General features: G+C 59.6%; 21 protein-coding genes and 1 tRNA gene. 9 read left to right on the plus strand and 13 right to left on the minus strand.

The genetic code is table 11. The features are described 5' to 3' along the window. Positions 1-233: 233 nt before the first annotated feature. Positions 234-1601: a metalloprotease PmbA gene (gene pmbA / locus ACG33_RS05970; RefSeq protein ID WP_066919551.1), complete on the plus strand. Its 1368-nt coding sequence runs from the start codon at positions 234-236 to the stop codon at positions 1599-1601. Between the two features lie 39 nt (positions 1602-1640). Here pmbA and ACG33_RS05975 read toward each other — a convergent pair whose 3' ends face one another. The 3 genes from ACG33_RS05975 to ACG33_RS05985 all read right to left on the minus strand — a co-directional run bounded on the left by ACG33_RS05975 (position 1641) and on the right by ACG33_RS05985 (position 5203). Further along, positions 1641-2957, minus strand: coding sequence for a YihY/virulence factor BrkB family protein (locus ACG33_RS05975; RefSeq protein WP_066919553.1), 1317 nt, complete (start codon positions 2955-2957; stop codon positions 1641-1643). A gap of 150 nt (positions 2958-3107) precedes the next feature. Further along, positions 3108-4061 carry a sensor histidine kinase gene (locus ACG33_RS05980; RefSeq protein ID WP_066919555.1) on the minus strand — a complete coding sequence of 318 codons (954 nt, stop codon included), beginning with the start codon at positions 4059-4061 and terminating at the stop codon, positions 3108-3110. A gap of 215 nt (positions 4062-4276) precedes the next feature. Further along, complete coding sequence (locus tag ACG33_RS05985; RefSeq protein WP_066919557.1) at positions 4277-5203, minus strand: phosphoribosylaminoimidazolesuccinocarboxamide synthase; 927 nt, start codon at positions 5201-5203, stop codon at positions 4277-4279. Positions 5204-5395: 192 nt separating this feature from the next. On the opposite strand from ACG33_RS05985, the gene djlA reads away from it, so the two are divergent. After that, positions 5396-6181 (plus strand): co-chaperone DjlA, encoded by a 786-nt coding sequence (gene djlA, locus ACG33_RS05990; RefSeq protein ID WP_210399191.1) that lies wholly within the window; start codon positions 5396-5398, stop codon positions 6179-6181. Positions 6182-6245: 64 nt separating this feature from the next. After that, positions 6246-6935: a ribulose-phosphate 3-epimerase gene (gene rpe / locus ACG33_RS05995; RefSeq protein ID WP_066919561.1), complete on the plus strand. Its 690-nt coding sequence runs from the start codon at positions 6246-6248 to the stop codon at positions 6933-6935. A gap of 30 nt (positions 6936-6965) precedes the next feature. Here the strand turns inward: rpe and crp are convergent, their stop codons facing one another. Next, positions 6966-7673 carry a cAMP-activated global transcriptional regulator CRP gene (gene crp, locus ACG33_RS06000; protein WP_407696482.1) on the minus strand — a complete coding sequence of 236 codons (708 nt, stop codon included), beginning with the start codon at positions 7671-7673 and terminating at the stop codon, positions 6966-6968. Positions 7674-7837: 164 nt separating this feature from the next. Next, entirely contained in the window at positions 7838-8509 is a 672-nt protein-coding gene (coq7, locus tag ACG33_RS06005) for a 2-polyprenyl-3-methyl-6-methoxy-1,4-benzoquinone monooxygenase (protein ID WP_083536498.1), read from the minus strand. Between the two features lie 375 nt (positions 8510-8884). Between coq7 and rplM the strand changes: the two genes are divergently transcribed. The 5 genes from rplM (at position 8885) to ACG33_RS06030 (ending at position 12796) form a co-directional block, all read left to right on the plus strand. Then, the gene (gene rplM / locus ACG33_RS06010) at positions 8885-9313 is read left to right on the plus strand and encodes a 50S ribosomal protein L13 (protein ID WP_066919563.1); all 429 of its coding nucleotides are present in this window, start codon (positions 8885-8887) and stop codon (positions 9311-9313) included. 65 nt (positions 9314-9378) lie between these two features. Continuing rightward, entirely contained in the window at positions 9379-9771 is a 393-nt protein-coding gene (rpsI, locus tag ACG33_RS06015; protein ID WP_066919565.1) for a 30S ribosomal protein S9, read from the plus strand. Positions 9772-9803: 32 nt separating this feature from the next. Continuing rightward, positions 9804-9877: transfer RNA gene (locus ACG33_RS06020), tRNA-Gln, on the plus strand. A 458-nt stretch (positions 9878-10335) separates the two neighbouring features. After that, positions 10336-11694 carry a DNA cytosine methyltransferase gene (locus ACG33_RS06025; RefSeq protein ID WP_083536499.1) on the plus strand — a complete coding sequence of 453 codons (1359 nt, stop codon included), beginning with the start codon at positions 10336-10338 and terminating at the stop codon, positions 11692-11694. Positions 11695-11704: 10 nt separating this feature from the next. Continuing rightward, positions 11705-12796 (plus strand): PmeII family type II restriction endonuclease, encoded by a 1092-nt coding sequence (locus ACG33_RS06030; RefSeq protein ID WP_066919567.1) that lies wholly within the window; start codon positions 11705-11707, stop codon positions 12794-12796. A 464-nt stretch (positions 12797-13260) separates the two neighbouring features. On the opposite strand, the gene ACG33_RS17030 is transcribed toward ACG33_RS06030, so the two are convergent. Further along, positions 13261-13500 (minus strand): helix-turn-helix domain-containing protein, encoded by a 240-nt coding sequence (locus tag ACG33_RS17030; RefSeq protein ID WP_066919569.1) that lies wholly within the window; start codon positions 13498-13500, stop codon positions 13261-13263. A 116-nt stretch (positions 13501-13616) separates the two neighbouring features. On the opposite strand from ACG33_RS17030, the gene ACG33_RS06040 reads away from it, so the two are divergent. Then, a complete protein-coding gene (locus tag ACG33_RS06040; RefSeq protein WP_157071685.1) occupies positions 13617-14252 on the plus strand; it encodes a hypothetical protein in 636 nt (211 codons plus the stop codon). Positions 14253-14321: 69 nt separating this feature from the next. Here the strand turns inward: ACG33_RS06040 and ACG33_RS06045 are convergent, their stop codons facing one another. From ACG33_RS06045 to ACG33_RS06080, 7 genes are all read right to left on the minus strand, one after another. Next, entirely contained in the window at positions 14322-14666 is a 345-nt protein-coding gene (locus ACG33_RS06045) for a hypothetical protein (RefSeq protein WP_157071686.1), read from the minus strand. After that, positions 14663-15133, minus strand: a complete 471-nt coding sequence (locus tag ACG33_RS06050) for a DUF5681 domain-containing protein (RefSeq protein ID WP_157071687.1) — start codon at positions 15131-15133, stop codon at positions 14663-14665. Before ACG33_RS06050 ends, ACG33_RS06045 begins: the two co-directional genes overlap by 4 nt. A 660-nt stretch (positions 15134-15793) precedes the next feature. After that, complete coding sequence (locus ACG33_RS06055; RefSeq protein WP_157071688.1) at positions 15794-18163, minus strand: phage NrS-1 polymerase family protein; 2370 nt, start codon at positions 18161-18163, stop codon at positions 15794-15796. A 121-nt stretch (positions 18164-18284) separates the two neighbouring features. Beyond that, complete coding sequence (locus ACG33_RS06060; RefSeq protein WP_066919579.1) at positions 18285-18581, minus strand: hypothetical protein; 297 nt, start codon at positions 18579-18581, stop codon at positions 18285-18287. A 325-nt stretch (positions 18582-18906) separates the two neighbouring features. Then, complete coding sequence (locus ACG33_RS06065; protein WP_066919580.1) at positions 18907-20274, minus strand: tyrosine-type recombinase/integrase; 1368 nt, start codon at positions 20272-20274, stop codon at positions 18907-18909. A gap of 381 nt (positions 20275-20655) precedes the next feature. Beyond that, a complete protein-coding gene (gene rpiA, locus ACG33_RS06070) occupies positions 20656-21315 on the minus strand; it encodes a ribose-5-phosphate isomerase RpiA (RefSeq protein WP_066919582.1) in 660 nt (219 codons plus the stop codon). Positions 21316-21627: 312 nt separating this feature from the next. Next, a complete protein-coding gene (locus tag ACG33_RS06080) occupies positions 21628-22089 on the minus strand; it encodes an EVE domain-containing protein (RefSeq protein WP_066922874.1) in 462 nt (153 codons plus the stop codon). Positions 22090-22094: the final 5 nt, after the last annotated feature.

Here is a 22094-nt window from a genome sequence, read left to right on the forward strand (position 1 = left end):
CTGGCCTGCCGTCCGGCGTTGGCCGCCGTCTGGAGTAGTGGATACCCCGGAGTGGATTCATCTCGCCGCGCGGAGGACGCTGCCTCGACGCCGGGAGTGGATGCCTCGGAGTGGACGCTCCTGGCTCGAGCCGGATTGGATTTCAACGTTTGCCGGCAACTCGATGAACGGACTTCTTGCGGGCCGGGCGGACGGGAACGCCGTCATTGTCGCGGCGCTGGTAGAATTCCGCCATGACTCACTCAATCTCTACACCCGTCGCCGCCGATTCATCGGCTCCGCTTGCACGCCAGGAACTCCAGGATATCGTGGCGATGGCCATCGAGGAGGCCCGCAGCCTGGGCGCCTCGCAGGCGGAGGTCGCTGTCAGTGTGAATGCGGGACTGTCCGTGACCGCGCGCTTCGGGGCGGTCGAAACCCTGGAGTATCAACGCGATCGCGGCATGAGCGTGACGGTTTACCGCGGCATGCGCCGCGGCTCCGCCAGCACCGGCGATCTGAAGCGGCAGGCTGTGCGCGATGCCGTCGCGAAAGCGTTCAGTATTGCGGGATTTACCGCCGAGGACGACTGCGCGGGTCTACCCGATCCGGACTCCCTGGCCAAGGATATTCCCGATCTCGACCTATGCCATCCCTGGGCGATCAGCCCGGATGCGGCCCGGGAGATGGCCGTGGCTTGTGAGGCAGCCGCGCTGGCCGCCGACCAGCGTATCGGCAACTCCGAGGGCGCCACCTTGGCCAGTCATCAGGGGCTGCGTGTGTTCGGCAATTCGCTCGGATTTATCGGCGATTATGCCAGCACCCTGCATAGCCTGAGCTGCATGGTCGTGGCGCAGGAGCATGGCGAGATGCAGCGCGATTACTGGTACAGCTCCGTGCGCGATTGGCGTGCGCTGGAAGATGGAGAAAGCATCGGCCGGCACGCCGCACAGCGTGCCTTGCGGCGCCTGGGCGCCCGCAAGCTCGCGACACAGACTGCGCCGGTGCTCTTTGTTCCGGAAATGGCGCGCGGGCTGTTCGGACATTTCCTGGGGGCGGTACGCGGCAGCAGCCAATACCGCCGTTCCTCCTTTCTGCTGGACAGCGCGGGCCAGCAGATCTTTCCCTCCTGGATGCATATCAGCGAACGTCCGCATCTGCCCGGCGCACTGGGCAGCGCGCCGTTCGATGCGGAGGGTGTGGCTACCCGCGATCGCGAATTGATCGACGCAGGCGTCCTGACGGGTTACATCCTGAGCACCTATTCCGCACGCAAACTCGGCTTGAAAACCACCGGCAATGCCGGCGGCGTTCATAATCTGCTCGTTCGCGGCGGCCAGGACGGCTTCGAAGTCCTGCTGCGTCGGATGGGGCGTGGCCTGGTCGTCACGGAGTTGATGGGGCAGGGTGTCAACGGCGTGACCGGTGATTATTCGCGTGGCGCCGCAGGCTTCTGGGTGGAGAATGGTGAACTCGCCTATCCGGTTCATGAAATAACGATAGCGGGCAATCTCAAGGAGATGTATCGCGGCATCGTTGCGGTGGGCGGCGATGTGGACGAGCGCGGCGGCATCCGCACCGGCTCCGTACTACTGGAGCGGATGACGATCGCCGGGGAATAACCGCCTGAGGATCCGTCGCCGAAGATCGGCAAGGCAGCTCTATTGCTGCTGTTTCTGCCGCGTGAGCTCTTTCACCGTGCGTCCCTCCAGGCTGTCGTGCATGGCCGCTTCGGCCTTGTTCGCGATTTCGACGGCGGGAGCGATATCGCGTACGCGGCCCAGGCGCGGTCCGGCGTCATCATGGCGCACCGCCTTGAGTACATCGACCAGTTCGATGAAGTCCGGGTCGCGCGCCGGTACCCAGGTATCGTCCTCCGCCAGCAGCAACAGACCGGCATGCTCCAGCGCAGTGACGATCGGACCCAGCGCCGCGCCCGGCAGGTCCAGGTGTTCGGCCAGCTCGTTGATACTCCAGCGCTGTTGCGCCTTCCGGTAGTCGCCCACGACCAGGTACATGATGGATAGCGCTACTCGCTCGCGCAGGCTCGAGCTCAAGCGGATTTCCCCGCGTCCGGGACGAAGATACTGCGGATTCTGTACATAGAACGCGAGCTGCGCGCCGACGAGAAGAATCAACCAGGATACATAGATCCAGATCAAAGCGACGATCACGATGGCGAAGCCCGCGTAGATCACCATGGTGCGTGTGCTTTCGGTGATGAACGAGGCGAACACGACCCCACCCGCGGCCCAGGCCACACCCGCGAAGATGCCGCCGATCAGAGCCGCGGGCAGACGTACCTTCGTGTTGGGCACGAAGGCGTACATGAATGTGAACACTCCGGTGACCAGCAGGTAGGGCAGCAGCCTGCCGAGATTGACGGCGATCGTGCCGAACGGTTCATGCAGCGAAATGGCTTGCAACGCCGTGGTATTGGCCAGCGTGGCTATCAGGCCCAGTGCCGCGACGATGACTGCCGGCCCGATGACCATGACGCTCAGATATTCGCTGAAGCGCCTGCCGAAGCTGCGCGGCTGTTCGACGCGCCAGACGAAATTGAAACTTTCCTCGACCTTCTGGATCATCGAGATCACGGTGTACAGCAGAAATACCAGGCCGATCGAGCCCAGCACGCCGCCGCGTACATTGTCCACGAAGCCGATCACCTGGGTCGTCAGCTCGGCGGCGCGGTCTCCGAGCGGCTCCAGGAATCTGTACAGCACCGGCTCCAGCTCGCGGTGATAGCCCAACCCTTTCAAGACCGAGAATGACAGCGCGATCAGCGGCACGATCGATAGCAGCGTGGTGTACACCAGGCTCATGGCGCGCAGCGTGAGATCGCCGCGCAGGATGTCGCGCACCAGTGCATAGGGATAACGCAGGATCCGCATCAGCATCCCCAGCGGCGTGCCGATCAAGGATTCCGGCGGCTCGAACAGCCAGCGTTCCAGACGTGACAGGAGCAATGCGATCATGTGTGCCGAGACTGACACGCGGGCGGTCACAGGGCAAGCCGCCGCCGCATCGGAATGTGCTCCGGGGTGAGGGGCCCAGATTGAGTACTCAGGGCGAATACCCCGGGAGTGTGCCCCGGGGTGTGTATCCAGGGTGTGCGCCAGGAAGCGCTAGGGCTCCAGCGTGAAATAGAATGTGGCGCCCCGCCCGGGCTGGGCTTCGGCCCAGATGCGCCCGCCATGCAGGCTGAGGATGCGCTGTACCGTGGCCAGGCCGATGCCATTACCGGGGAATTCCGCTTCGGCGTGCAAGCGCTGAAATGGCGAAAACAGCATTTCAGCGTAGTTCATGTCGAATCCGACACCGTTGTCACGCACGAAATAGACGGCTCCCGCGGATGTCCGTTGCACGCCGACCTCGATCTCCGGATGGCTTTCGCGGCCCGTGTACTTCCAGGCATTGTTCAACAAGTTGTCGATTGCGATGCGCAGCAGCCGCAGATCGCCATGAACGTGCATGTCGCCGGCGATGCGCACTTGCACCGGGCGATCCGGGTAGCGTTCCTGCATCGAGGCGGCCACGTCGGCGGCGAGGCCGGTGAGGTCGACCGGTCTGCGTTCGAGCGCGCTGCGGCTGATGCGCGAGAGGTTCAGCAAGTCATCGATGAGACAGGACATGCGCTGGCCGGCATCGTGGATGCGCCGCAGATAGTGCAGCGTCTGTTCGTCCAGCCCGTCTGCCGCGCTGTCCAGCAGTATCTGGCTGAAGCCGAACATGCCGCGCAGAGGAGCGCGCAGATCGTGCGATACGGCGTAGGCGAAGGACTCCGCCTCGCGGTTGGCCAGTTCCAGCCGGCGAGCGTGCTGTTCGAGATCGGAGTTCATGCGTTGCACTTCCTCCTGGGACTGCATCAGTGCGGCCATGCTGGCGGCGTCACGACGTTGCTGACGCCGCAACAGCAGATACAGCAAAGCGGTCGATATCAGCACATATATCCACCCCTTCAAGGTCTGCCATTGCAGCCGGTCGGCGACCGGGATATCGAGCCGGGTCAGCAATCTGTCAGTGATGAAGACCCAGGTAGCGCCAAAGATGAAATAGATGAGCGTAATCGTTCGGGACATGCGGTCACCTCGATTTCAATGGCCAACGTGTCGTATCGCCGGCGCCGGGTGAACTGAACATCATACCGATGCAACGCCGGGCCGGCGGAGCGTCAGGATCGAGGATATGTCCGGAATTCGGTATCCCGGGATTCCACGCCCCGGGATTCCGGATGATATAACGCCGAAGGAACGCTGCTGCGGCGCTGCGCCGCGGGAATCGCCGCTGGGGATGATCAGCTGGACTTTGCGGCAGGTATCGCGGCGCTCATCAGGCGGCGCAGCGCCTCTTGATACTTCCGCGCGGTTTTTTCGATGATGTCGGCGGGCAGACGCGGTCCCGGAGCACGCTTGTCCCAATCCAAGGTTTCCAGGTAGTCGCGTACGAACTGTTTATCGAAGCTCGGCGGGCTGCTGCCGGGCCGATAGGTATCCACCGGCCAGAATCGTGAAGAATCCGGCGTCAACACCTCGTCGATCAGCGTCAGCCGTCCGCCCTCGTCCAGACCGAACTCGAATTTGGTGTCGGCAATGATGATGCCGCGGGCGAGGGCGTGCTCGGCCGCAAAGCCATACAAGGCCAGGGCGGTTGCTCGGACCTGTTCGGCCAGTTGGCCGCCGATGAGTTCGATAAGGCGTTCATAACTGATGTTTTCGTCGTGATCGCCCATCGCGGCCTTGGTCGCCGGCGTGAAAATGGGCGTATCCAGCCGGTCAGCCTGACGCAGCCCGGCGGGCAGGGTGATACCGCAGACCGCCCCGGTCTCCTGGTAGTCTCGCCATCCTGAACCGATCAGGTAACCGCGCACCACGGCCTCGATCGGCAGCGCGCGCAGGCGCTTGACGATCATGCTGCGATCGGCCAGCGCAGCACGTTCATTCGTATCCGGCACGGCCTGGGCCAGAGGCATTTCGGCCAGATGGTTCGGAACGATATGGCGGGTCTTGTCGAACCAGAAATACGAAATACGGGTCAGCATGCTGCCTTTACCCGGGATGGGATCGGGCATGATGACGTCGAAGGCGCTCAGGCGGTCCGTCGTGACGATGAGCATGTGCCGATCGTCGATGCCGTAGATATCGCGAACTTTTCCCTGATGAATCCGAGTCAGCCCGGAGACGTTCGACTCGAGCATGGGCGGGGAGGGCTGGGAAGCGGACATGTTGCGCTCGGGCTCCGGGTGGAGAAAGAAGGATTTCGGCAATGCAGGGCCCGGCGCGCAACCCGCGGCGCACGGCCGGCGGTGCCTCACCTGCAGCCCTGCATATCGATCACGCTGATACTATAGCGGCGGCGGAATTGTCGCAGTGGGCGAAGAGGGCTTCAAGATCGAATGGTTTGGCAAGGTAAAGCATTGGGAGCATTGATCGGCGTTGCCGCCGGGGGACCGTTGGGCGCCTTGTTCGGCGCGTTCATCGGCCACCTGGTCGACACCCAGGCCGAAACCGGCTGGCGCGGCGCGCGGGCGGCCGATGAGGCGGATCATGCTCACGCTCCTCAGATTCAGGAGACGTTCTTCACCGCAACGTTCCAGGTGATGGGACATGTGGCCAAGGCCGACGGTCGCGTATCGGAGGACGAAATCCGTGCGGCGCGGGCCGTCATGAACGATTTTCGCCTCGGCGAGCGTGAAGTTCAGCGGGCGATCGACCTGTTCACGCAAGGCAAGGCGCGTGATTTTCCGCTGGCTGCGGTATTGCAGCGGTTGCGCGCGGCGTGCCGGTATCGCCCGGACTTGCGCCGCATGTTCGTGCAGATCCAGTTGCAGGCGGCGGTACTGGGCGGCAGCCTCAATACGGCGAATCGCCAGGTGCTCACCCGTGTCTGCGCAGCGCTGGGTGTTTCGGCGTATGAAATGGTGCAGATGGAGGCGTTGCTGCGCATGCAACACTCCACGCGTCGTTCGGATGCCCGACCCGGCGTGGCTCGCATCGCGGCCGCCTACGAAGTGCTGGGTGTGAAGGACAGTGCATCCGATGCGGAAGTCACCAAGGCGTACCGGCGCCTGATGAGCCGAAATCATCCGGACAAGCTGGTCGCCAAAGGTCTGCCGGAGTCCATGATGAAACTTGCCGAGGAAAAGACGCGGCAGATTCTCGCCGCCTATGAATTGCTACGCGAAACGAGAGGCATGTCATGATCGGGAATGCAGCGTCCCGGACCGGCGGTCCGGAACTCAGGTCGAATCGCGTGCGGGAATCGTCATGATGGAGCCCTGGATTGCGCCTTCCATCTTGTCGGCCGATTTCGCCCGCTTAGGAGAAGACGTCCGCGCAGTGCTTGATGCGGGGGCCGATATGATCCATTTCGATGTCATGGACAATCACTACGTGCCGAATCTGACGATCGGTCCGCTGGTCTGTGAAGCCCTGCGCAAGCATGGGTTCGATGCGCCGATCGACGTGCATCTGATGGTCAAGCCGGTCGATCGGATCATTCCCGACTTCGCGCGCGCGGGCGCCACCTGGATCAGCTTTCATCCCGAGGCGAGCGAACATGTGGACCGGACCATCGAGCTGATCCGGGAGCATGGCTGCCGGCCGGGGCTGGTATTCAATCCCGCCACGCCGCTGAACTGGCTGGATCATGTGATCGACAAGATCGACATGATCCTGTTGATGTCCGTGAATCCAGGATTCGGCGGACAGCGCTTCATTCCCTCGGCCTTGCCCAAGCTGAAGGCGGCACGACAGCGCATCCAGGCCAGTGGGCGGGAGATACGGTTGGAAATCGACGGCGGCGTAAAAACGGAAAATATCGGTGCGATTGCTCAGGCCGGCGCTGATACGTTCGTTGCAGGATCGGCGATTTTCGGTGCTGCGGACTATCGTGCCACGATTGCGGCCATGCGTGCGCAAATCGCCGCCGTGCGGGCGGCTGGCGAGGTTGCTTGAGCCACGTTCGATAGCATCGCGACCGTTCGATCAGTCTTCCTCGTCGAGGTCGTCTCCGGTGCCGCGAGCCTGGAACGCGCGGCCGGTCGCCGTGGCGAGCGCAGGCCTGGATTTCATCTTGGGACGGGCGCCGAACACGACGATCGTCTTGCCCGTGGCGCGCAGCAGACCTTGATCCTCGAGTACCTTGAGGACTCGTCCGGCCATCTCGCGCGAACAGCCGACCAGCCGCGACAGTTCCTGGCGGCTGACTTTGATCTGCATACCTTCCGGATGGGTCATGGCGTCCGGTTCTCCGCACAGATCCATGATGGCATGAGCCACACGGCCGGTAACATCGACGAAGGCCAGATCGCCTAGCTTGCGATTCGTGCGATCCAGGCGGGTGGCCAGCTGGGTGGCCAGTTCGAACACCAGGCCCGGGCTTTCCGCGGCCAGTTGGCGAAAGCGCGGGTAAGTCATTTCCGCCAGTTCACACTGCTGGCGTGTACGCACCCAGGCGCTGCGGGTGGGCTGCTCGTAGAACAGTCCCATTTCACCGAAGAATTGTCCCTTGTTGAGGTAGGCAAGCACCATCTCGTTGCCTTCCTCGTCTTCGATCATGACTTCGACCGAGCCGCTCACGATGTAATAGAGCACATCGGGGAGATCGCCGGCATGAATAACGACGGTCTTGGAGGGTACCGTGCGAACACGGCAATAGCTGAGAAATCGATTGATCGCCGGAATGTCGCTCAATGGTCTCGTTCCCTCATCCATATCTAGACCCCTTTCCCCTTCATTAAGTGACTATTGTGCATCTTGCGGGTCAGGTGACGACGCTGCAGGGTGACGCCGTTCACGTTTTAATACAGGATACGCCATAATCGCAAGTATTCAATGTCTTGCAGCACTTTCTTCAGCTACAACCAGTATGCCGTGCGGGTCATGATGCGGGCGGAATATTTCATCATTGCTCGCACAACTCCGGGCAGTGGCGCGGCACCGGTACGCAATGCGGTATCACCATGGTGCTCCTCGTCGATGCTCATCCGGGTGATGATGGCACGTGTACGCGCATCGTTCGGAGGCAGGCGGTGCAAGTGGCCTTCCAGGTGTTCCACGACCTGGCGCTCGGTTTCGGCGACGAAGCCGAGGCTGATACGGTCACCGGCGAGTCCCGCGAATGCGCCGATCATGAATGAGCCTGCGTACCACAACGGGTCGAGCAGGCTGGTACGGCCGTCCAATTCATCGATCCGCTGTGCGCACCAGGCTAGATGATCCGTTTCTTCCCGGGCGGCCTGCATCAGCGATGCCTGGGTCGCCGCTTGACCGGCAACGAGTGCCTGTCCCTGGTACAGCGCCTGGGCGGCGATCTCGCCCGAATGATTCACGCGCATGAGCGCGGCCGCGTGGCGCCGATCGGCCGGCCGCTCCATGGTTTCCGGGATACCCTTGGCCGGGTAGGGACGGGCGGAGACGTTCTTGCCGAATACGGTGCGCAGCGACTGGTCCAGCGAGGCGATCAGGCGATCGATCAGGTCATCATGCCGTCCGGTCGGGATCGTGGCAGGTACAGGCGAAGTGGTCATAATTCTGGATTATAGGTGTACGGCCGGGCCATGGCATATGCCGGATGACAATGCTGGAACCGGGTGGTGGCTGGGAGCCAGCGGGCCGGCTGAGAGGCCTGCTGAGAGGTCTAGGGGAATTCGATAAAATATAGAGACAAAGAGAAGTCACGGAGGACAAAGGGTAGGGCGATAGGCGAGGCCCGTCTCAGCTGGAATGGAAGGTTTCTGACCTGCCCTCGTGGCGCCTCCCGCAGGATCTGCGGCAAGCAGCCGGGACCGGCAGGCACAATAGGCGCAAGGGGATTGGCGCAAGGGAGTTTGCAAAGGTCCGATCGCTCCTTTAGACTTGCCCGCCTTTTAGCCCCCTGGCGAAAGATTTTCCCGGAGAATTCAATGAGAACCGTCTTTGCCAATGCGGCAACGGTGCGTCGCGATTGGTTTGTGGTCGACGCGACGGACAAGACCCTGGGCCGCCTGGCTTCGCAGGTCGCTACGCGTCTGCGCGGCAAGCACAAGGCCGCCTATACGCCGAATGTCGATACCGGTGATCATATAGTGATCATCAATGCGGGTAAGATCCGCGTGACCGGCCGGAAGATGACGGATAAGTTCTATCATCATCATACGGGCTATTTGGGCAATCTGAAGTCCACCAGCCTGGAGAAGCTTTTGGACAAGCATCCGGAGCGCGCGATCGAGTTCGCCGTCAAGGGAATGCTGCCCAAGAATTCCCTGGGCCGGAAGATGTTCAAGAAGCTGCACGTGTTCGCCAGCGGCGAGCATCCGCATGCAGCGCAACAGCCCAAGCCGCTCGAAATTTGATTCGACCGGACCGCAGCGAACTGCAATAGAGTGAACCGGAACAGATAGACTAGGCTGGAACCTATATGGCGATTTCCACGAACTACGGCACCGGCCGACGCAAAACCTCCACCGCCCGTGTGTTTTTGCACAAGGGCAATGGCGACATTCGTATCAACGATCGCACGCTGGATGAATTTTTCGGCCGTAAGACCGCGCGCATGATCGTACGCCAGCCTCTGGAGGCCGTCGGCATGGCCCAGAGTTTCAACGTCGATGTGACGGTCAAGGGCGGTGGGATTACCGGCCAGGCAGGCGCTATCCGTCATGGCTTGACCCGAGCCCTCATCGAGTACGACGAGACGCTGCGCAAGCCGCTGCGTGACGCAGGCTATGTGACCCGCGATGCACGCGAGGTCGAGCGCAAGAAGGTCGGTTTCCGCAAAGCCCGCCGCGGCACCCAGTTCTCGAAGCGCTGAGCCGTTTCGAGGCTGTCGAACGGCTTCGGTATTGGGGGATCGTCTAGCGGTAGGACTACGGACTCTGACTCCGTCAACCTAGGTTCGAATCCTAGTCCCCCAGCCAACAAAAACAGCCACTTAGCGCCCGCTAGGTGGCTTTTTTGTTAGGGCGGCCCGCCCTGAGTCCGCATTGAGTCAGCACTGAGCTGGCAAAATGGGCTTTCGCCGTAGGCTCTGGCAACGAACCAGGGGCGATTTCATGGTGCGGCTCGCCGGTCGAGCAGAGCGGGTGTCCATGGCAGGACGAGGGGCGTCGTCGGCTCTGGGTCTGAGTGCAGATGCGCAGCGTGGAAAAGTGGCAAAAGTCGATTGGACCGGTTTTGAAAACCGGCGTGGGCGTGAGTCCACCGTGGGTTCGAGCCCACCCCATCTGCCAGAACTATTTTGATTGTATTCGGCAAAATTTGTTGACCGAACCCAACAATGCCGACAAGCCTCGGATTTGAAGGCTGTTCCTGTCGATTATGGAAGCGAGCAGCTACACTTCTGCGATTCGACGTGACGCAGATACGAGACGATCAAATGACAGGTGATAGCACCAACGGCACCCAGCGAACATACAAAGTGATCTCCCTGTTCTCTGGGGCGATGGGGCTCGACATCGGGCTACAAAGGACGGGGCGTTTCGAAGTCCTCGCCTGCGTGGAGAAGGAGAAATCCTTCTGCGACACCATCAGGGCGAACCAGCGTGCCGGACGGCTGCACTCCCAGCTACGGGTCTATGAGGGAGACATCAGCAAGTTCGATCCTCTGAAAATCCTGGACGATTGCGGATTGGCACCGGGAGACGTGGATCTGGTTGTCGGGGGGCCGCCATGCCAAGCATTCAGTACTGCGGGTCGCCGGGGAACGGTGCAGGATCCTCGCGGAACGCTGCTCTGGGAGTACCTCCGATTTATCGAAGCAATCCGGCCCCGCTTCTTCATTATGGAGAACGTTCGTGGTCTCCTGTCGGCCGCCCTTCGCCATCGTCGTATTGCCGACCGTAACGCTAGACCGCTGGAGCCGGATGAGATGCCGGGATCGGTCGTCAGACTATTCGCTGAGGACTTGCAGAAGGCGACGGGCGGCCCCTATCACATGGACTGCTTTGAGGTGAATGCCGTCAATTACGGTGCACCCCAACTTCGAGAGCGAGCAATATTCATCGGCAACCGCTACAACACCACCGTTGACTTCCCTGATCCCACCCATGGGCCGCAGCGGCCAGACAACGTAAGAACGCTGTTTGATGAGCCTCGGCCCCTATCTCCCTGGCGCACGCTGGGCGACGCGATAGGAGACATAGATGACCCAGGGGATGTGATCATGGATTTCAGCCCCCGCAAAAAGAGCTTTCTAAGCATGGTGCCGCCAGGCTCCAACTGGCGCAGCCTGCCGGAGGAACAGCAGCGGGAATCCATGGGCCGGGCGTGGTTCGCGAAAGGCGGGCGTTCGGGATGGTGGCGCCGGCTGAGCTACGACCTTCCATGCCCTACGCTGGTCACGATGCCCAATCACGCCAGCACCGCTCTGTGCCATCCATCCGAGGTTCGTGCGCTTTCGTTGAAGGAATACGCTGCCGTTCAAGAGTTCCCCTCGGACTGGGAATTCTGTGGCACGACGCAGCAACAATACGCACAAGTCGGCAATGCGGTTCCGGTGAGGCTCGGAGAAGTGACGGGGCAGGTAGTGGCGGAACAGATGGACCGCCTCGCCGCGTCGGGCTGGCAGCCGGCGGCGGAACCTCCAGAGCATTATCGCATCGTATACGTCCAGTCGCACGTCAGGACGCGCCAGTGGTTCAAGAGGGGAGAAACCTTCGTCTGGTCAGATGGGGAAGAGAACTCGCGCGCGACCTACGACGCGCCTCAGACACTTCGCCGCGTAAGCGCCATTTAGGAGGACACCAATGGCTTCGAAACCGCGGGCGAACCCCTTTTTCCATGCCCTCAAATCTCGGCGTCACGTCTTCAGTCCCGAAGAAATCGTTGCACTATTCAACCAAGTGGATGAAGCCCGCGTCGACACGCTGGCCGCCGCGCTGACAGGGTACATCAGCACCAATCTCCCGATCGCCTTCGAGCGCAGAAATGGCCTCGCCGACTATAGGACGAATCCTTATGTTCTGATGACATCTGCCAGCGTGATGAACCTTGCTGACCCGGCTCGCTTCGGCGATTTCCTGTTCAACAGCAAGCTCTATATGGCGCTGGAGACTTCCTTCGGAAAACAGATCGAAGCGGCTTTCGTCAGTCAATATCCGATCGCCGCAACTCATCGTTGGACGGATGCCCCGGAAAAATTGGCCGAATTCGCGAAACTCACCGGACTGGACCGCCAAGCTCGCGCGCAGCAGCGTCTAAGCTCAGTATGGCGGGAGATCGATCGTTCCTGTGTAGTCGGAAACCGACGCTTTCTGACATCGATCAAGAGCGGCCCGAACACCATCAACGACACGCAGGTAGCGGGGATGACCCATGCCATCCTAACCAACTACAAGGCTTGGATGGACGACACCCGCAGCACCTACCCCAATGTCAGCGAACTCGACATCGTGCTGGGACTGACTTACGGCACGGATCGGACGACGAACAACAAAGAGAACCAGATTCTGGTAAAGCTCCTTGAGCAAGGTTTCGAGGAAGAGGACGCGGTCAACAAGCCCGGAATCCTGATCGATCAGAGCACCAGATCGGTACGGGTGTACCGCTGCATCGGTCGCGAGTTCTGGGCGTTTGTCGGCCAACCTGACGCTCCGGAGACAACGCAGTTTGTATTCCTTGAGATTTTGCTGGCGTTGGCGAAAGCTCTCGGCAGTGGCATCGCGGCCGCAGACATCGAGACGCGCATCAACACCAAGCTGCAGCACCTTGCCGTTGCGCTTGCGAAGCTACAGTTTCCGAGAAACAGTCTTCCGGAATGGGTGCGGGACGACTTCAGCGACGATCAGCTTTTCTGGTTCGCTACTGCGATGACCGCATTCTATGACGAAGGAATCTAACCTGAATCCTTGTGGTCGATACCCACGATGGACCGAGGACGTGGCCTTACGCTCCTCCAGGTGAGACATTGCGTGAAACCTGAAAACTGGCGTCTGAACGCACCGCCGGTCAGATGCTCCTGCGGCCCTTAGGACCGTCGGAAGACGCGGTTTCGGTTCCGGCAAGCATCCGGTGTCTCAAAGTGATTGACACGTTCCGCACCGGCATGTGCGCCGCTACAGGCTGCGCAACGGTGCCGCCAGTACCTAAGGCGGCAGTGTGGTGATCGTCGCCCCTGTCGCCCGCTACGTTCGCGCTGCCGGACAAACGACAGTGGGTGTCGTTGTCACACGTTGAAGGCAGCGTCAGGCAGGTAGGAGCTGCCTCGTCCCGCTGCCGCGGAGGTTGGATCTACGAGGGACTCGCCGCTATGCCACGGCTCCCGTTGGGCTAGAGCAAATCGTAACGGCAGTATCTTCTCCGGTTAACCTCGGTCCAATATCTTCCTGAGAAGGTCTGGCGCGCTGGCCCCCAGCGCGTCCGCATATTCGCAAAACTCCAGAACATTTAGCTGGCGCTCGCCGGATTCGATCTTTCCGACGAACGAATGGGCACGCCGCAGGACCGCCGCTAACTCCCTCTGTGTCATCCCAGCATCGTGACGAGCAGCCGCCAGGGCGGTTATCAGTGCCCGGTGCCGGGCCGTCCTTAGCTGCTTGGTCATCCAATCCCGTCCCCAATTCAGGAGCGGGTCACATTACTGACCATTATCTATGCTCCCATTTAGGGGGCGGGTTACTATTGGACGGCTCGTCGGGAGCGCAACAAGAGATTGCGGATATGAGAGCTATTGTATTGGCTGGGCTTGTAATGGTCGGAACCGGCCAGGCTCAACAAACCTCATCGGACACGATATTTGGACTGGAATTAAACGCGCCGATCACCCTGTCCGAATGCGAAAAAACGAAGATACTCGGAGACTACGTCTACAGGTCCATTGTTCATGATGGGATGTGCTACGAGCGCTCTTACAAGTTCAAAAAGACAAAACGCATGTACCGTGAGGGGCCTCTCGTTGACGAGCAGATAGTGGTGAAGTTCGCACACAAGAACAGACCGCCAATCGGCAACGGTTATTCATTCACGGCAATATTGAAGGGCGGAAATCTGATTTCGGTTTTCACCCGAACAGACGGCATTGGTTCCCAAACTCAAGATCTTGCTCTGTTAGATCAAAAATTCGGGACACCGACCCGGCTGGAACGACTGTCCCTACAGAATGGGGCGGGCGCGAAATTTGAGGGCCTGATAGCAGAGTGGGAGTTGCCTTCCGGGACTTACGTTAGGCTGGCAAGTCCGGACCTAACGTTGGCAAGCCGCCCGAATGTTGGCTCTCTTTCCGTCATGACCGCAGACGCTCGGGCGGAACAGATAGGGAAAGAGAAGGCGGCCGATGCCGAACGGACAAAGCTATAACCCCACCCCAAAAACGACACCGGTGCGGCAGCTAGCCCTCCACCCGTGGTGGTCGCCGGCTTTCCAGCATCAGTGCACAGCCGCGAAAGGAGGCGTCCTAATGCCGCGTAGCAAGATGTCGGCTTGCTTGCGACCAAACGAGGCACGCAGACTGTCGCGGCTATTCTGCAGGTCTTCCGAAGGCGATATCAGCCCAACAGGGAACGGCACAGTGTCATTATGCACCAGACGCCAGACCATTTCGGGCAACTGCTCATGCGCACCAATCCAGCGATAGACCAACTCCACTGCGGCCATCGCTCGCTCTTCTAAGGTGTAGTAACGTGCGTTCTTCGCAGACGCTATGCCTTCCAGCACGGGCTCGCAGTAGCTCATCAGATGGTGGTGGCGGGTAACAATTTCGATAGCGTTCATGGGGTGTCCGGGGTGAGGGCGGAGGTGTCGGCGGGTAAGGAAGCATTCACAAAATCGCTGCGGGCAAAACGATTCAGCGCCTCGACAATTTCAGCTGCGTTATCGCTGGTTCTGTCTAGCAGGGCAATCTCGGCAGACTGCCGCAGCATGTGCGTGATGGCCTTGCCTTCGTCTATGTTCAGTTCGCCGTTTGCTATCGCTATCCATACCTGATCCAGTTGCTTGGACAGGGGTAGCGAGCGATCTAGGTCGAATACAACGGGAGCGGCGATCGGCCGCAGTGTCGGTACGGCACGGTTCAGAACAAGGGCTGCGGCTTGCACGTCCCCCTCAATGGCAAGCTCAATTATCTTGGCTTGCACGGCGGGTGCGGCTTCGGTCAAGGCGCGCTGTAGAGCAGTGCGCCGATCTGGAATGCCTCTTGGTCTACCCGCAGGATTGCCTGACTGACCTTTGACGAATGGCATGGCTGTTGCTCTTAGCAGTAGGAGATCAATGCTGCCATTTACACAAATCGTTTTGCGTCATAGCAAGGACCACAATGCATTGCGATCACCCCGTCTCCGGCACAGCTTCACTGGACGCGGTATCCGTCCACTGACGCCGGCCTCCGTGTAGTGGTGCGGCTCCGCCGAGCACTGCTGCCGTCGCCGAAGTCTGACTGTCAGGCTGCGGGATGTCGGGCGTCGGTACCCAGCTTCCTGTGTTCCCGTGGAGCAGCCAGACCGTACCATCGTTGCAGACGGCAGCGACCATGTCAGGGTCACCAATGTGGCTGGCCAAGGCACAAGAAATTTGGACAATCTTCCGATTCATAATTTGGGTTCCTTATGGGCGTTTTGCCCGTGTTGACGCAGACTCCAGACCCACTCGACCTGCGTCGGTGTCGAGCGAATAAAAACAATCGTTTCCTTTCCTAGGTATCCGGCGTGCGTGTTCGTGCCGCCTCGTGATGAGCCGTTTGCCCTGATTGCCCTTGCGTCCCCATGGGCCATATCCCTATAGCTGCGCTTTCCTATTGTCGTCTGGCCCAAACCAAACATGGGGAAACAAGGGCTAAGAGGGGCAACGGCAGTTTCACTTGGAACAGCCTGCGGTAGGTGAGACAAGGATAAACAGTTCGACATTTACGATGGCCTGTTCAGTTCGGCGATCAGTTGTTCGTCACTGGCATTCCGCCACACCTGTGCATCGCGTAGGCACCAGACCGTTCGGTATTTCTTTTCGGCTGGGTAGTAGAGCTTCATCTTCGCGCGCACGATGCCGCTCTTTCGTGCGATCTTCTCGAGGGACTTGAAGTGTCTCCCGGTCACGCTCGCCGCCACTGGCGTCTCGTAGTCGGGTAGCGTCCCAAAGACGTAGTGATACAGGTGGTCCGTAATAATGATCGGGTGCGGGTGGATACCCTTCAATTCCTGTGCCCGCTGCTCCTCCGGCGACGTGCTGGCCTCGATCACGGTCTGCTTGGCGTCATTCATAACGGAGCGCCTACCGTGGTTGAACTTGGAGAGGTCGCGCCGCAGAAGGTATTCGCGTACCGAGGAAATGAACTGGTCGCGCTCCTCGTACTTCCAGTCAATTAGCCGGTAGATGCCGGTGTAGTAGTCATCCGGCTTAGGCACGGATGGGTTTTTGATCGTGTTGATGCGCCGGTCGGCGGTCTGCAATGGCAGCGCCGTTTCGTAGTTGCTGAACATGAGAAATCGGCAGCAATTGCGCTCGGTTCTTTCGGCCTGGCATTTCGGATTCAGGGCGCGCACGCTCTCCGTCAGCAGTCGCTTCAAGTCCTCGCTGTGCTGCCAGCGTTCGCCCGCAGCGCCGCCCTCGTTTATCTCGTCCGTCACCGCAAGTAGCTTCCGCGACAGCCTTCCGTTGAAGCCTCGGCGGAGGGAGGCGGCAAGGTCGAAGCTCAACGCTACATAGCCTTTCAGCACCATGCCGAGCACGTCTGCCAGCCAATTGCGACCGATGCCTTGCGAGGACGTTACAAAGAGCCAGTGGTGATGAGGCAGTTCGCCGGGCCGCTGGATCATGTGTGCTAGCCAGTCGAGGAACCATTCGTACATATCCGCGTCCGGCATATTGTTCTCCACTGGGATCAAATAGCGGACGTGATCGAGAAAGGGCTTAACTCGCTGTTGCCAGTCGGCGGGCGGATCGTTGTGAATCGGTTTCCATAGGTTCAGGCAGTAGTGGCCTTCGTCGTTGCGCGCTCTCCAATCGTCTGTGCTCGGATCGAACGTGATGCCGTAGAGGTTCTTGCGGTCTGCGCACTTCATCCATGCGCTGAAGATGGGAACCTCCTTCTCCTTTCCCTTCGCGTCTGTAACCGTATAGGTGTTGTGGGCCAGCAGCGCCGCCATTACGTTCGATGGCACGCAGATGGTGGGCATGTCCAAGAACGCTACATAGGTCTTGTCCATGCTGATTGCTACTAGCGAATTGAGCATGGTTTGCAAATCCATTTCGGGCGCTTCAATATTACTGTCCTCAATGGGTTCGCCTTCCCGAAGGAATGTGAACTGGACTTCCTTCTTGTAGGCTTCGCGAGCGCGCACCTTGTCGATGGTCAGGTTCAGGTAGCGGTCGTCTTTGGTCGCCTTCGCGCGCTGGCCGAGCGCGGATTGACGGAACAGCCGCCGTACCTGTCCATTGTTCTTGGTCCAGAAGCAGAGGATCGCAACGAGCGCGAAATCGGCTTCGCTTTGGGAGCCGTAGAGGAGGGTGCCGCCGGGGGTGAGGTCCGAGTATGCTCCATTCCAAAGCGCATTGAATTTTTCGGCATTGGCTGCGGTGCGAGCTTTAATCAATATCTCGGTGTCGCCCTCCTTCTCCGGCTCATCCTGTAACGGCGCGAGCGGAGCCGTGTGCCTATTACCGAGACGTTCAACAACGAGATTCAGCCATTCCTGGTGTTGCTGGATCGGATAGTCGAGGATGACGTCGCCGGTACAGATCATGAATCGTTCCTGCGAATACACCTCTACGAAATGCTTGCTGTCCTTGATGCCCTTTCCGACCTTGCCCAGGACCCAAACATGCAGACCCTTTCCGCTGCGGCTCTTCTCGGTGTAGGTTCCAAGGTTCTGGACGAGGGACCAGAAGCCTTCCATGTGATGCTGCTGCGTCCATTTGTCTTGCGGAATGGGCTTTCCTTCCTTGTCGCGCGAATCGGCATCCTTCACATCGAAATCAATGCAGGTGAACGGGTCATCTTTATGCAGGACGTATCCGATTCCGTATCCGAAGTGAGTCGCCCACTGGCAGGCAGAGTCGAACGACATCCATGTGAGTGGGTTGGTGCTGCTCGCGTCGTACAGCATGCCAGCGGCATTTACAGCGAGCGGGCGCTTGTCGAGGCCGGCTAGTACCCATTGGGCACGCTCGCGCAGTGGGGTAGGTATGCGCGCCCAGAGTGCGCCGTGTGCGGCATTCGCAGGGCTCGTTTGCGATTCTTGGCCTTCGTTGGGTACAGTACCCATGCTTGTATTGGACATTTTTATCTCCGTTTGCGAAACGCCCGGCTCTAACCGGGCGTTTTCGTGAATGAAACCAGACTCATCACTGACTCGCAGCCGACCGGCGCACTAGTGCCGGAACAAAAACATCGGCTTACGGTTAAAGGCGCACGGAGCGTGCGTCCGTTGCGTGCGAATCAGCGGGAGGAGGAGGCGAGGGCGGGGTGGTGGTGATGAACGACTTGGGATCGTTCATCCACTCGCGTACCTGTGGCACGAAGAACATGATGCGGGTGCTACCGGCGCGCCTGTGAATGGGCGGGAGGTTTCCGCCAGTATCCCGAAGGTTGTAAACCGTCTGAGGCTTCATTCGCTGCATGGCGGCGAATTGCTTCACGCCAATCCAGTTGTCAGGATTGACTACTTCAGCGGCGGGGAACTGATCAAGGGTACGCATGGCACAATCCTCCAGGCGACAGATTTCACCTCGGTCGCGGAGGGTGTCCACCAGCGGCGGCATGCGGCTGGCTGTTAAGCGTTTTAGTTACTTTACGCGAGAGTTATTTTGGTTCACAAGCCATGGTCAACACGACCGCGCCTGTGGGCCGGAACGGAAGCCAGTTCAGCGATCTGCTGCTGCTCGGCCTTGGTCGTCTTGGAATTGCTCATATCAACACCTCACTTGAGAATACCGGGAGGTGTTACCTCAGACCCGGCTGTGAGGGTGACCAGCGCAGAATGCGCCGTCAGAATGTTCATCGTCGGCGGAATAGGTCCGCGTGTCAAGCAGTCTTGGACGGAAACAGGGACACAACCTTCGGCTCATCTGCAACGGCGGCCTCTCGGGAAATCCAGTCGGCCACTTTCTGCACGGCTGCCACCAGGAAGGCCCGATTGTTGGCGTAGTGGGCACCGTGGACGTTGCCCTTCGACGAGTGGTTGAGCATCATTTCCCGCGTGTACGGGTCCACGCCCGCTTCCGTGGCGATGTCCTCATGCGTCCGGCGCAGTGCGTGGAAGTGAACGTGGTCGCCAGCAATCGCGGACAGCTCGGCAAATTGCTTCGCCGCGTTCTGGACAACGGGAACCTTCTTGCCGATGCTGGCGAAAACATAGTCCGACGCACCGCGCCGTTCTTGGCGTGCTTTGAGCAGGTCGTGGAGGACCGTGCTCATCGGTAGCACGAAATCGCGGTTGGTTCTGCGTCCGGTCTTGATGTTCTCTTTGCGGAACGTCACCTTGCGATTCTCAAAGTCACAGTCGCGCCATTCGATCTTGGACGCCTCGCCGCGCCGCGTGCCGGTGAGCAGCATGAAGCGGATCAGGTCAGCCGTTGTGCGCTGCTTCTCCACCGTGGCCGCCGTACCCATTGCCAGAAGAGCGTTCCAGCACGCGCCGATCCTGGGCAGGGGAATTCGCGTGTCACGTTCCTGGCCCTGGTGCTTCAAGCCTTTGGACAACTCCCACATGCGGGCGACTGGATTGGAGGCTAGGATAGTCGGGTTGCCTTCTTCGTCTTCATGCGCTCGGCGTGCATGGTTAAGCACGGCTCGCAGGTAGTCCATTTGCAGGGTGGCCTCACCGGGGGAGCCCCGATCCACGATCGAGCGATACTTCTTCAAAATTTTATCGCGGGTAAGATCCTTGGCGGGCTGGTCCATCCACTCCGGCCAGTTGCGGTTGAACCCACTGCGGTAGCTTTTCTTCGTGGATTCCGCATTGCCGCTGACGGTGAGGTAGGCTTCCATGCACTCGCGCAGCGTGGTGGCCGACGCCAGCGCTTTGGCCTCGGCAGCTTTTTCGACCCGCAGTCGTTCGGCCAATTGCTCGACAGGGTTTACCCCCTGCCGCATGAGTCTGATCAGATCGCGGGCCTTCTGGCGGGCATCCCAATCGGGACTCTCGTGGTTCAGCCTCCAGCCGTCACTCATGCGGCCGATAGTCTGCACAATCTCTTTCCCATTCTTGACACGGTACCGGAGGACGAACGTGCGGACGCCTGTGGCGGAGGATAGGCGCATACCCAATCCCTTCACAGCGCCATCGCCCTTGTCCCAAAGGATGTCCTGTTCTTTCACCAGCCCGGCGTTCTTGCCTGTGGCGTATTTGCCACACTTGAACTTCTCGCATTGCGCATTTGTGATCGCCATAAAATCTCCTGAGTTTTGCCTGACACCGCAATAAGTCCGCAGTTGCAGACGCGGTTAGGTTAGGAAATGCTGGCGAAAAGTAACAGCGAAATTACGTGTAAGTGTTTGATCCGAGAAGAAAAAGTAGAGCGTATTAGAAAATAGTAGCTGCTGGTAATATGACCGCGCGGACGCTCTGACTCCGTCAACCTAGGTTCGAATCCTAGTCCCCCAGCCAACTACCCATCCCGCGCCGTGTCAGGCGCGGGGGTAAGCGTCCGAAAAGTCCTAAAACAAAACTCGAAACAAAGCCCTGAAATTCAGGGCTTTTTGTTTTCACGGCCTGTCCCGGGCGCTCGGTATGTCTCAACCCGGTCCTTCCTCGCGAAGGAACCAGCCGCTTCAGGCGGTCATGCTGACCACTCCTGTTTCGCCGCCCACGATCAGCACGTCGGCCGGCCGGGAGGCGAACAAGCCGACGGTGACCACACCCACGATCTGATTGATCGCCTGCTCCAGCGATATCGGATCGAGGATGCTCAAGCCGTGAACATCCAGGATCTGGTTACCGTTATCGGTGAGGGTCGATTCTCTGTAGACGGGATGACCACCCAACCTGCGTAGCGCGCGGGCGACATGAGCGCGTGCCATGGGAATCACTTCGACCGGTAGCGGGAACCGTCCCAGCACCTCGACCAGCTTGGAGTCGTCCACGATACACACGAAGCGATGCGATGCGGCCGCAATGATCTTCTCCCGGGTCAGCGCCGCGCCACCTCCCTTGATCAGACGTAGTTGGCGATCGGACTCGTCAGCGCCGTCCACGTAGATGTCCAATTCGCCGGTCGAATTCAAGTCCAGCACCTCGATGCCATGCGTCTTCAGGCGCGCAGTGGTGGCTTCCGAACTCGATACCGCTCCCCGAATGCGCAGCTTTTGCGCAGCCAAGGCTTCGATGAAATGGTTGACGGTCGAACCGGTGCCGATGCCGATGATTTGGTCCTCCCGCACGTGGGCGAGAGCAGCCTGTGCGGCTTGCTGTTTTTTCCGGTCGGCGGTCATCGAAATTCTCCACAACCAGGCGCAGTGCAAAGCGTCGGTTTTTCCAGGCTCGAAAACGACTGTGCCCGCTTTCGCGGGCACAGTCTTCATCAAGATCAACCAGAAGATTCTTACTTCTTCTTGGCGGCCTTCTTCTTGGTCGCCTTCTTCTTGGTGGTCTTCTTTGCTTTAGTTGCCATGATTATCAATCTCCATATCGAGTTAGTCCGCGCGCAGTATATACATAAAATGAAAATAGCAAGCAAGAGTTGTATGGAAATTTCTACAGCAACTTCGAGCAGGTCCTCGAATCGATTTTAAAAAGCAGATCGTTCACAGCAGCGAGTTGATGAAATTCCATTCGGCCCTCGAAACCGGCGTGATGGATAGCCGGTTACCGCGCTTGAGGATCACCATGTTCTTCAGTTTGTCCTGGCCGTACCGACGTAGTTCCTCGAGTGCGATGACCCGATCGAATTTGGTGACGAGTTTCACATCCACCATGAACCAGCGTGGGTTGGCTGGACTGCTTTTCTCATCGAAGTGAGGGTCTTCGGAGTCGAAGGCCGTGTGGTCGGGGTAGGCCTCGCGTGTGATGCTGACGATGCCGGCGATACCCGGGACGTCGCAACTGGAATGATAGAAAAATGCCAGGTCACCCAGGCGCATCTCCCGCATGTAATTTCGGGCTTGGAAATTACGCACACCGTCCCACGCCGTAGTGTGATTGCGTGCGCGAGCCAGGTCATCGATGCCGAATGTTGCCGGTTCGGTCTTCATCAGCCAGTGGTTCATGATCG

This window comes from Steroidobacter denitrificans, from assembly GCF_001579945.1.
GTDB classification, from domain to species: domain Bacteria; phylum Pseudomonadota; class Gammaproteobacteria; order Steroidobacterales; family Steroidobacteraceae; genus Steroidobacter; species Steroidobacter denitrificans.